We start from the raw sequence: 9,657 nt of genomic DNA, 5'->3' as shown, positions 1-9,657 counted from the left end.
GGTTGAGCGCCGCCTGCAGCCAGTATAGCCCGGCCTTGACGTCGGTTTCCCAGGCGATTGAAAAATCTTCCCAGCTCAGTTGGTCCAACCGGCCCATCCGGGGCGTGGCACCAGCATTCAGGACCACGACGTCAGGACGAACCTCGCTAAGAATGCGATAGGCCGCGCCCTCCTCCGCAACGTCGGCGCGGATAGTGGCGACCCCAAGCCGCGCACCGACCGCATCCAGCGCCTCGACGCCACGGGCAACGACGGTCACACTGGCGCCCTGTTCGACCAGCGCCTCGACCAATCCGAGGCCAAGCCCACGGCTGCCACCGGTGACCACGATTTCTTTATTCCTGAGGCTCATCGACCCTGCTCCTTAGCTTCACTGTAGCTAAGACGTTTGAGGGTCGGAAAAAGAGCCAAGGTTTGGCGAGGCGCGCTGTCGCGGCGACGATCCGCGACATGCCGGCAATACTGGCGATCGGGCGGAAAGCTGCCTGTCCGCTTTCGGCCTAAAATGCGATGCCCGATATTGGACGCAGTAAGGTTAGAGGCTGCCGGCGATGAAAGCGCTGCCGGTCCATGCTGCAGCATCCCAGCCGGATATGTTCAGAAGTCGAGAGCGACCATCATGCCGCGGACTTCGGCCATTTCCAGCAGCAGGTCTTGGAGTCTTTCGTCCAGTGCGGCACCGGTCAGCGCCAGAAGCTCGGTGACGCTCTCTCTCATCGATATGACGGCGGCGCCTGTCTTCTCGGCGAGCAGCCGTCCGATGGCAGCTCGGATCAGGTCGTCCTGATCAGACATTGCTTCACCTCCCAACGCACTGCAACCTCCCCTTGCTTTCCATGCCTCACCGCCGCTTTCGACAACAGGGCGTGATTTCCCATACCGTATGATTTTTGATGCGACATCGGGCAGCTTTGCTCATGCCAGCAGATCGTCTCGATGAGCCCGCCAGTCGTTCAACACCGACAATGAGGGCAGGAGCGAAAAATGGCCGGGCTGGACCGTTTCAACCGCTGCAAGCAGTGCCAGAGGCACTTCGTGCCGATAAAGCCCAATGCACACGCCCCCTTTGGCCGTTGCCGGCAATTCCGTGACGGTGTCGAAAATCGAAAACGTACCCGTTGGCTCTTCCACGATTTCGAAACGCCCCACCCCAAACCTCCCTCTGCACAAAAGTAGCGACCAACGCGGACATCCCCCTAGTGGTTCCCTAGGCTGGCAGTTTTTTTCGCGCCTTGGTTGTAGCGCATGCCGGCAGGACAGTCATGCCCGCAGGGCGCGCAGTCAAAAATCGCTACGCACATTTTAAATCTTGACGCGTGTCAATTTTTTATAAAACATGCGCAAACGCCGGCATGGCATCGGCCGGCGCTCTGGGAGGAGCAATGCCTGACATCGAAAAGCGCCCGAACCGGGGCGGCAGTCCGCACATCCCCAAGCTGGCAGCAGTCCGTTGGCGGATCGTCGCGCCAGGGGCCGGGGTCGCTTGCGCGCCGTCGGACATTGCAGTCGCCGGACGGCGACATCGATGCAGCCCATAAAACAATCAGGAGGAGGAAAAACCATGCGCATGTTCAATTGCCTGAAACTCGGCACGAGCCTGCTTGGCGCCGGCATGCTTGCAACCATCGTCTCGGCACCCGCCCACGCCGAGGATGCGGCGAAAGTCGCCGCCATCGTCAAAGGCCTCGACAATCCATTCTTCCAGACCATGCAGAAGGGCATCGAGGAGCAGGCCAAGGCCAACGGCGTCAGTGTCAGCGTCCAGGCCGCCGCCAACATGGGTGACGCCACCGGCCAGGCCGACCGCCTGACCGCCATGGCCATGCAGGATTTCGATTGCTACCTGGTCAACCCGATCAGCGTCTCCAACCTCGTCCAGGCGCTGGTGCCGGTCGCCCAAAAGAAGAAGCCGATCGTCAACATCGACTCGACCATCGACCCCGAGCAGGCCAAGGCCGCCGGCTTTGCCGTCTCGACCTATATCGGCACCGACAACGTCGCCGCAGGCGTGCTGGCCGGCGAAGAGATGCTGAAGCTGGTGCCTAAGGGTTCCAAGGTCGCGCTGGTCGCCGGCATCGTCGGCGATGTCGGCTCCAACGCCCGCATCAAGGGCTTCAGGCAGGCCGTCGAAGGCAAGCTCGAAATCGTGGTGATGGTCAGCGCTGACTGGGATCGCGAAAAGGCGTTGACCGCCGCCACCGATATCCTCGCCGCCCATCCGGACCTCGCCGGCTTCTTCGCCGCCAACGACATCATGGCCCTTGGCGTCGAGCGCGCCGTGCGGACGTCGGGCAAGGACGTCAAGGTGATCGGCCTAGACGGCATTGTCGATGCGCTGAAGTCGATCGCATCAGGCGAACTCACCGCCACCGTCGCCCAATACCCCTATGTCGTCGGCGCCATGGGCGTCGAAGCCTGTGCGGTCGCGGCCAAGGGCAAGGAACTGCCGGCCAACGTGCCGGCACCTGTGCTGTTGATCAACAAGGACAATGCCGAAGCGTCGCTAAAGAATTTTCCGCGTCCCGGCGGCGACTATCCCGATCCCTTCCGCGAGATGCTGAAGTGAGCACACCTGCAGACAACGCGCCCGCCGCCCATTCGGCGGGTGCGGAGGAGAGCCGTCCCTCCCTGGCGGCTCTCCTCCTCGATCCCTCCTTCTGGGCCGACTGGGCATCCGTCGTCGGCCTGGTCGGCCTCGTCATCGTCTTCGGCATCGCCCAGCCGGTCTTTCTCAGCGTCGCCAATCTGCAGGCGCTGCTGCTGGCGGCTGCGATCCTGGTCGTGCTGTCGATCGGCCAGACCTTCGTCATCGCCACCTCGGGCATCGATCTGTCGTTGGCGGCAGCCGTCATGCTCGGCGCCATCATCCTCGGCCTCGTCAATGCCGCCGGCTACGGCATCTTCATCGCCTGCGTGCTCGCGGTTCTCGCCACCAGCGCGGTGGGCTTCCTCAACGGGCTGATCATCACGGCAGGCAAAATCCCCGATTTCGTGGTGACGCTCGGCACGCTGTCGGGCATCACTGGCCTTGGCCTCATCCTGTCGGGCGGTGAACCGACCATGGTCGGCTCGACCTTCCTGCTCAGGCTCGCTTCCGGCTCGTTCGGACCGTTCAGCTATCCCGTATGGGTGGCGATCGCAGCCGTCATCGTCGCCCATATCGCGCTCTACCACACGCGTTTCGGCGTGCATCTGCTTGCCACCGGGGGCCAGGCCGAAAGTGCCGGCGCGCTCGGCATCCGCACCAACCGGGTCAAGATCGCCGCCTATACGATTTCCGGTCTCTGCGCCGGTGTCGCGGCCATTCTCCTGGTCGCCCGCATCGGCTCGGCCGAACCGCAGATCAACACCAGCCTGCTCTTGAATTCGGTGGCGGCGGTGGTGCTGGGCGGCGTCAGCCTGTTCGGCGGCCGCGCCAGCATTCTTGGGCCCGCCATCGGCGCGCTGATGCTCACGGCACTCGTCAATGGCCTGACCTTGCTCAATGTGTCGGCTTTCTACCAACCGCTTGCCGTGGGAGCCATCGTGGTGCTGGCGGCGCTGATCATGCGGTATCAGAAATGAGCGCTCCCCATCACATCCCCGCCGCTGAGGCGATCATCGCCTGCGAAGGGCTGAGCAAGCATTTCGGCGGCATCCGCGCCTTCACCGACGTCGCCTTCCAGGCCCGCCGCGGCGAGGTCACCGCCGTGATCGGCGACAATGGCGCCGGCAAGTCGACGCTGGTCCGCAGCCTGGTCGGCGTGCATCAGCCCGACGCCGGCGATCTGTTCTTCGACGGCCGGGCGCGGCCCTTCGCCAATCCCGACGAGGCGCGCAAGGCCGGCATCGAGACCGTGCACCAGAACCTGGCGCTGATCGACGAACTGACGGTCGCGCAGAACCTGTTCCTCAACCGCGAGATCGTGCGCCGCATCGGTCCCTTCGCTTTCCTCGACCGCAAGGCGATGAAACGCGAGGCCCGTTCCATGCTGTCGCGCCTGTCGATCAACGTGCCGTCGATCAACCAGCGTGTGCGGCGCCTGTCGGGCGGCCAGCGGCAGGCGATCTCGATCTGCCGCGCTGTCGGCTCCGGCGCCAAGCTGGTGGTGATGGACGAACCGACGGCGGCGCTCGGCGTGCAGGAGACGGCCAATGTCGAGGCGCTGATCCGACGCCTGCGCGAGCAGTCGGTCTCAGTCATCCTGGTCAGCCACAATTTCGATCAGGTCCGCCGCCTGTCCGACCAGATCTGGGTGATGCGGGCGGGAAAGATGGCGGCGACCGTGCGCGCCTCGGAGACATCAGGCAACGAGCTCGTCGCGCTGGTCACCGGCGCGGCATAGTCCTGCAGCATCAGACCTGAAATCAAAGGGAGTTTGCCGGTGGCACCAATTCGTGTCGGACTTATAGGTCTTGGAGAGGTCGCCCAGTCGATCCATCTGCCGGTGCTGAGCGATCAGCGCGAGCGCTGGGTGATCGCGGGCGTGTACGACGTGTCGCCCAGCCTGGTGGCGCTGTGCACCTCGCAACACCTGACGGCAAGAACCTTCGAGACGGCCGAGGCGCTAATAGCGTCACCCGACATCGACGCGGTGTTCGTGCTGTCATCCGACGACACCCACAGCCGCTTCGTGCACGCGGCGATTGCTGCCAACAAACATATCCTGCTGGAAAAGCCTGCCTGTCTGACGGTGCGCGAGATCGACGATCTGCTGGCGCTGATGCCGAGTTACGACAAGACCCTGTTCGTCGGCTATATGCGCCGCTACGCGCCGGCCTATCTGGCCGCCAGGGACGAGCTGCCGGCCTTCGCCGACATCACCCATGTCCGCATCTTCGACCTGATCTCGGAGGGCCGGCATTTCCTCAAGAAGAGCCAGAACGTCCTCTATCCCAACGACATAGACCCGGCCCTGCTGGCGCGTGGCGCCAAGGAGCGCGACGCGCTGATCCGCGAAGTCGTCGGTGCCGACGCGCCGGCCGACCTGGTGCGCGCCTATCGCGGGCTGACGGCGCTTTCCTCGCACCACATTTCAGCGATGCGCGGGCTGATCGGCGAGCCGGCGCGCGTGCTGGCCGCGCACCGCACCAATGGCGGCGCCAACACATCGGTCACCTTCGACTATGGCCATTTCGCTTGTCTCTACGACGCGGTGGTCGACGATCTCGGCCTGTTCGACGCAATGATCGAGGTGCGCTCCAACACCAGGCGCGTGCGCATCATCTACGACACGCCCTACATCCGCAGCCTGCCGACGCGGCTGGAGGTCACCGATGCCGGCCCGCTCGGCCCGGTGACGAAAGCCTTCGGCCCTCTCTACGGCGATGCTTTCTCGAATGAACTCGAGATTTTCCACCGCCACATCGCCGAAGGAACAAAGCCGCTGACCGACCTCGCCGATTCCCGCCGCGACCTGGCGCTGATGGCCGAAATCATCGAGCGTATGAAGGAGAGCGGCCAGCGTTGAGGCGCTCCCTACTGCCCTACTGCCCTACTGCCCTACTGCCCTACTGCCCTACTGCCCTACTGCCCTACTGCCCTACTGCCCTACTGCCTTATTTCCCGCAGTGATGATCGTTGATCTTGTTCAATGCATTCGCGTCGGGTCCAACGCGATGGTAGGAGCACGCGCCAGCCGCCGTCGTCACCAACTGCTGATCGTAGTAGTGCGGGCCGCCGAACAGGATATCGATGAGATCGCCTTCGGCGGGAACGTAGCGTTCGGAGTGGACCCGGCGGTCGTAATGCCCGTCGCCAGCCAAGGCCGGGGCGCAAAGACTCGCGCCCGTAGCAACCGCGAGAGCTAGGATCGCAACGCATTTCGTGGTCATCGGCACACCCTTCTGGCCATTCCGGAATCGCACCATACATCCAAAACCGCCAGCCGGACAAAAGTTCCGAGAAGACCGCGATAGGCTCTTGCCGAAGCCTGCGGCCTCGCTCATCCATGGTGCGTGGAAATGTGGGATCCGTGATGACCGACGCCAGCCTTCACCTCGTCGAAGCGACGATCGACCAACTGCGCCGCGCGCTCGATCACGGCACCGTCACCAGCGTCGAACTGGTCGGGGCGTATCTCAGGCGCATCGCGCATTTCGACCGGCACGGCATCAGCCTCAATGCCGTCCCAGTGCTCAACCCTGACATGTTTGAGCAGGCGGCGGCCTCCGACCAGCGGCGCCGCAACGGCGCCGTGCTCGGACCGCTCGACGGCATCCCCTACACCGCCAAGGACAGCTACAAGGTTGCAGGCCTGACGGTGGCCGCCGGCTCGCCGGCCTTCGAGCATCTCATTGCCAATGAGGATGCCTTCACCATAGCCCGGCTGCGCGCCGGCGGTGCGGTGCTGATCGGGCTGACCAACATGCCGCCAATGGCCAATGGCGGCATGCAGCGCGGCGTCTATGGCCGCGCCGAAAGTCCGTACAATGGCGATTATCTCACCGCCGCCTTCGCATCGGGTTCGTCCAATGGCTCCGGCACGGCGACAGCGGCCAGCTTCTGCGCCTTCGGGCTTGGCGAGGAAACCTGGTCGTCCGGCCGCGCGCCGGCCACCAACAATGCGCTGGTCGCCTACACGCCGTCGCGCGGCGTCATTTCTGTGCGCGGCAACTGGCCCCTGGTGCCGACCATGGATGTCGTCGTGCCGCATACGCGCAGCGTGGCCGACATGCTCGAACTGCTCGATGTGATCGTCGCCGACGATCCCGAGGCGCGAGGCGATTTCTGGCGCGCGCAGCCTTGGGTCAAGCTGCCGAAAAGCTCCGATGTGCGGCCGCCCCGTTATACCGATCTCGCACTGGCGGGGTCGTTGAAAGGCAAGCGCCTGGGCGTGCCCAGAATGTATATCGGCCGCGACAGCGAGGCCGATGCGCCGATCGAAACCCGCGCCTCGGTGCTTGCCCTGTGGGAGCAGGCAGCGGCCGATCTCAAGCGGCTTGGCGCCGAGGTGATCGAGGTCGATTTCCCCGTCGTCTCCAACTACGAGCGCGACCGCCCCGGGGCGCGCACCATGGTCGAGCGCGGGCTGGTGCCGCAGGACTTCGCCGAGCGCGAACTCTGGGATCTCAGCATCTGGGGCTGGGACGACTTTTTGCGCGCCAATGCCGACCCGGCCGTGCCCGATCTCGTCTCCGTCGACGGCCCAAAGATCTTCCCGCAGCCGCCCGGCACGCTGCCCGACCGCTATGAGGGCGGCTTCGATCTGAGAGAATATGTGGAACGGGCGCGGTCCGGCGTCACGCCGTTCGCAGACATTCCAACGCTGGAAGACGGACTGAAGGGCCTCGAAGCAACAAGGCGGATCGATTTCGAGGTCTGGCTGGACGGCCAAGACATCGACGCCGTGGTGCTGCCCGCCGCCGCCGATGTCGGACCGGCCGATGCAGACATCGACGAGGCGTCCGCCGTCCTTGCCTGGCGCAATGGCACCTGGGTCGCCAACGGCAATCTGGTCTGGCGCCATTTTGGCATCCCGACCGTCACCGTGCCGATGGGAACCATGGCCGATATCGGCATGCCGGTCGGCCTGACCTTCGCCGGCAAGGCCTATGACGACGAAAGGCTGCTGCGCATGGCCGGCGACTACGAACAGTCGACCCGGCGCCGCACCCTGCCCCCACGCACGCCGGAACTGACTGAAGATGTATTTTCCCGCCGGCCCACGCAAACCGGTAGCGGCAAGGCACCTCCGCTCGTCATTGCGCTTGCCGCCGAGACGCGCACGACCGGCGATCAGGACGAGATCACCATCACCCTCGACCTGCCGATCGACGCCGAGGCGGAACACGCCAGCGTCAAGGTGCATGTCAACGGCGAGCCTGTCGCCATCCAGCGAAGCGGAGCGCGCTGCTGTGGACAGGCATTGGTTCCGGCCGCAGAGCACCAGCGGTTCCACAGCGTCTGGCGTGGCTCGTATGGCTCGATCGTGACGGCTATTGTGCGGCTGGAGGATGGGCGCAGCGCCGGCGCCTATCTGTTTACGGGCGGGATTGGATGAACGCCAGCAGCTAGGAAGGCAGCGAAGTCAGCCATTCTTCCCAAAATTCCTGCTGCATATGGACGAAAACCGGAACCACGTCGACGCCATCATCAAATATGTCGACCAGATCGCTCTCTTGCGGAAATTGCCCCGTCTTCACCTTGCAGGCTATCAATCCGCGACTTTTCTCCATCACGGTATTTTCCGGATAAACATTGGCGCTTGCTCCGTAACAGAAGGGTAGCAGGCCATCGACTTCGAGTGCCTGACGGATTTGGAACAGAGCCTCGAAAAAGTCTTCCTCTTCTGCCTCGATCACCTTGTCCCGATAACTGCATTTCAGATTGCAGGCAGCGCCGTTCACGTGCAGCGTGAACACGGCTTGCTCGTCGTCACCAACGGAACCTGCTCCGATCAGAAAAACAGTACGCTGATGGTCCATCTCATCCCCCTCGCCATGTGACGGGATGGTAGTACGACAACGGCCGCTTTCCAGCATGGCAGGGATTGGGACGCGGCCGCACTCCCTGCCGTCGTCATCCGCTGGCCGGGCGTCCCGCCGCAAAGGCAAGGTCCCGCCGAATGACATCCCGCTTGTCTTGCGACAGACCGGCAAGCAGCTTTTCATCGAGGCAGCCTGCTCGGATGAGATGAGTGAAGACATAAAGGAGCTGCGAATAGCGGTAGTCGAACGTCCGATCGATATCCCGCCGCTGTTCACGCAAATAGGCTTCCAGCTCCCACATCTGGGAGGGAACCGTCACCGCACTGGCCTTGCTCTTGAATTCGGCCATCGTCTTTGCGAGGGCCGCCTCAAGAGCCTTATCGAAGGCGTGGCGGGCGAGCTTCTTTTCGGAAGCGGACCAACTGGAATCGTTCATTGGATATCTCCGTAGATTTCCTGTGAATTCCATCAGATTTTCACGAACTTCGCCTGCTTCTACCCCCGCGCCGCCCAAAGCAAACCCCGCTCCACTATCAGCGCCATTTCCGGCACCGCGAACTCATCCGCCGTGTGACCAAGGGAACTGTAGAAAACCTTCCCCGCCCCATAGCGCCGTTTCCAGACGACCGGCATGACGACGCCGCCTATCCCCGGAAAATGCGCGTCGGTGAAGGTGGTGGTCGCCAGCACCTCATTGCTTGGGTCGACATGCATGTAATATTGCTCCGACCGGTAGGCGAAATCGCTGATGCCTTTTGTGATCGGATCGTCCGGCCGGGTGATCGCGACAGTGTAGTCGATGATGTTGCCGGGATGCGCCACCCATTGGCCGCCGGTCATGAACTGATAGTCAGGCTCATTGCGGAAACTGTCGCCCATCGTGCCGTGGAAACCGCCGAGCCCGCTTCCCCCGCGAACCGCAAGCGTCAGGTTCTGCAACTCGGCCTTTTCGATCGTCGACATCGTGATGACAGGCACGATGAGATCGAAGGAAGCAAGCTCCGGACCGGCGAACATCGCCGTGCCCTCACCCAGCGTGACGTCGAAGCCGTTTCGCTCAAGCAAGGTGCGAACGAGCTTCGCGCTCTGCTCCGGCGTATGGCCCTCCCAGCCGCCCCAGGCGATCAAGGCCTTCTTTGGCATTGTGTACCTCCCTGGAAAACTCGGCCCTGATCGATCCGGCGTCAGCGCCAGCCCAGCGCTGGAGCGACATGGGTCAGGATCGCCTCGATGACATGCGCGTTGTAG

General features: G+C 63.4%; 12 protein-coding genes. 5 read left to right on the top strand and 7 right to left on the bottom strand.

What is annotated here, in order from left to right; genetic code table 11:
* The 3 genes from ENZ75_RS10665 to ENZ75_RS10655 form a co-directional block, all read right to left on the bottom strand.
* A partial coding sequence (locus ENZ75_RS10665; RefSeq protein ID WP_128278091.1) for an SDR family NAD(P)-dependent oxidoreductase occupies positions 1-352 on the bottom strand: 352 nt, incomplete at its 3' end.
* A 245-nt stretch (positions 353-597) separates the two neighbouring features.
* Positions 598-795 (bottom strand): hypothetical protein, encoded by a 198-nt coding sequence (locus ENZ75_RS10660; protein ID WP_013530509.1) that lies wholly within the window; start codon positions 793-795, stop codon positions 598-600.
* Positions 796-915: 120 nt separating this feature from the next.
* Complete coding sequence (locus ENZ75_RS10655) at positions 916-1,149, bottom strand: hypothetical protein (protein WP_013530508.1); 234 nt, start codon at positions 1,147-1,149, stop codon at positions 916-918.
* A gap of 412 nt (positions 1,150-1,561) precedes the next feature.
* On the opposite strand from ENZ75_RS10655, the gene ENZ75_RS10650 reads away from it, so the two are divergent.
* From ENZ75_RS10650 to ENZ75_RS10635, 4 genes are read left to right on the top strand one after another with little or no spacing between them, the layout of a single operon-like run.
* On the top strand, positions 1,562-2,566 hold the full coding sequence (locus ENZ75_RS10650; protein WP_063168677.1) for a substrate-binding domain-containing protein: 1,005 nt from the start codon (positions 1,562-1,564) through the stop codon (positions 2,564-2,566).
* Positions 2,563-3,564, top strand: a complete 1,002-nt coding sequence (locus ENZ75_RS10645) for an ABC transporter permease (protein ID WP_063168678.1) — start codon at positions 2,563-2,565, stop codon at positions 3,562-3,564. The genes ENZ75_RS10650 and ENZ75_RS10645 overlap by 4 nt, the downstream gene beginning before the upstream one ends.
* Positions 3,561-4,325 carry an ATP-binding cassette domain-containing protein gene (locus tag ENZ75_RS10640; RefSeq protein WP_063168679.1) on the top strand — a complete coding sequence of 255 codons (765 nt, stop codon included), beginning with the start codon at positions 3,561-3,563 and terminating at the stop codon, positions 4,323-4,325. The genes ENZ75_RS10645 and ENZ75_RS10640 overlap by 4 nt, the downstream gene beginning before the upstream one ends.
* 39 nt (positions 4,326-4,364) lie before the next feature.
* Positions 4,365-5,450, top strand: coding sequence for a Gfo/Idh/MocA family oxidoreductase (locus tag ENZ75_RS10635; RefSeq protein WP_063170299.1), 1,086 nt, complete (start codon positions 4,365-4,367; stop codon positions 5,448-5,450).
* Between the two features lie 88 nt (positions 5,451-5,538).
* On the opposite strand, the gene ENZ75_RS10630 is transcribed toward ENZ75_RS10635, so the two are convergent.
* Positions 5,539-5,814, bottom strand: coding sequence for a hypothetical protein (locus tag ENZ75_RS10630; RefSeq protein ID WP_128278090.1), 276 nt, complete (start codon positions 5,812-5,814; stop codon positions 5,539-5,541).
* A gap of 143 nt (positions 5,815-5,957) precedes the next feature.
* On the opposite strand from ENZ75_RS10630, the gene ENZ75_RS10625 reads away from it, so the two are divergent.
* A complete protein-coding gene (locus ENZ75_RS10625) occupies positions 5,958-7,982 on the top strand; it encodes an amidase (RefSeq protein ID WP_063168680.1) in 2,025 nt (674 codons plus the stop codon).
* A 10-nt stretch (positions 7,983-7,992) separates the two neighbouring features.
* On the opposite strand, the gene ENZ75_RS10620 is transcribed toward ENZ75_RS10625, so the two are convergent.
* From ENZ75_RS10620 to ENZ75_RS10610, 3 genes are all read right to left on the bottom strand, one after another.
* Positions 7,993-8,406 carry a hypothetical protein gene (locus ENZ75_RS10620; RefSeq protein WP_063168681.1) on the bottom strand — a complete coding sequence of 138 codons (414 nt, stop codon included), beginning with the start codon at positions 8,404-8,406 and terminating at the stop codon, positions 7,993-7,995.
* Positions 8,407-8,500: 94 nt separating this feature from the next.
* Positions 8,501-8,845: a hypothetical protein gene (locus ENZ75_RS10615; protein ID WP_013530500.1), complete on the bottom strand. Its 345-nt coding sequence runs from the start codon at positions 8,843-8,845 to the stop codon at positions 8,501-8,503.
* 59 nt (positions 8,846-8,904) lie between these two features.
* Complete coding sequence (locus ENZ75_RS10610) at positions 8,905-9,552, bottom strand: ThuA domain-containing protein (protein ID WP_063168682.1); 648 nt, start codon at positions 9,550-9,552, stop codon at positions 8,905-8,907.
* Between the last annotated feature and the right edge of the window lie 105 nt (positions 9,553-9,657).

Source organism: Mesorhizobium sp. M7A.F.Ca.CA.002.04.1.1 (assembly GCF_004022805.1).
GTDB lineage: Bacteria > Pseudomonadota > Alphaproteobacteria > Rhizobiales > Rhizobiaceae > Mesorhizobium > Mesorhizobium ciceri.
This window is presented reverse-complemented; position numbering and strand designations above follow the sequence as displayed.

Bases quoted from the DNA above. Each gene is read 5' to 3' on its own strand.
- ENZ75_RS10660 (WP_013530509.1), bottom strand. From the start codon at position 795: ATGTCTGATCAGGACGACCTGATCCGAGCTGCCATCGGACGGCTGCTC.
- ENZ75_RS10650 (WP_063168677.1), top strand. From the start codon at position 1,562: ATGCGCATGTTCAATTGCCTGAAACTCGGCACGAGCCTGCTTGGCGCC.
- ENZ75_RS10640 (WP_063168679.1), top strand. From the start codon at position 3,561: ATGAGCGCTCCCCATCACATCCCCGCCGCTGAGGCGATCATCGCCTGC.
- ENZ75_RS10630 (WP_128278090.1), bottom strand. From the start codon at position 5,814: ATGACCACGAAATGCGTTGCGATCCTAGCTCTCGCGGTTGCTACGGGC.
- ENZ75_RS10625 (WP_063168680.1), top strand. From the start codon at position 5,958: ATGACCGACGCCAGCCTTCACCTCGTCGAAGCGACGATCGACCAACTG.
- ENZ75_RS10620 (WP_063168681.1), bottom strand. From the start codon at position 8,406: ATGGACCATCAGCGTACTGTTTTTCTGATCGGAGCAGGTTCCGTTGGT.
- ENZ75_RS10615 (WP_013530500.1), bottom strand. From the start codon at position 8,845: ATGAACGATTCCAGTTGGTCCGCTTCCGAAAAGAAGCTCGCCCGCCAC.
- ENZ75_RS10610 (WP_063168682.1), bottom strand. From the start codon at position 9,552: ATGCCAAAGAAGGCCTTGATCGCCTGGGGCGGCTGGGAGGGCCATACG.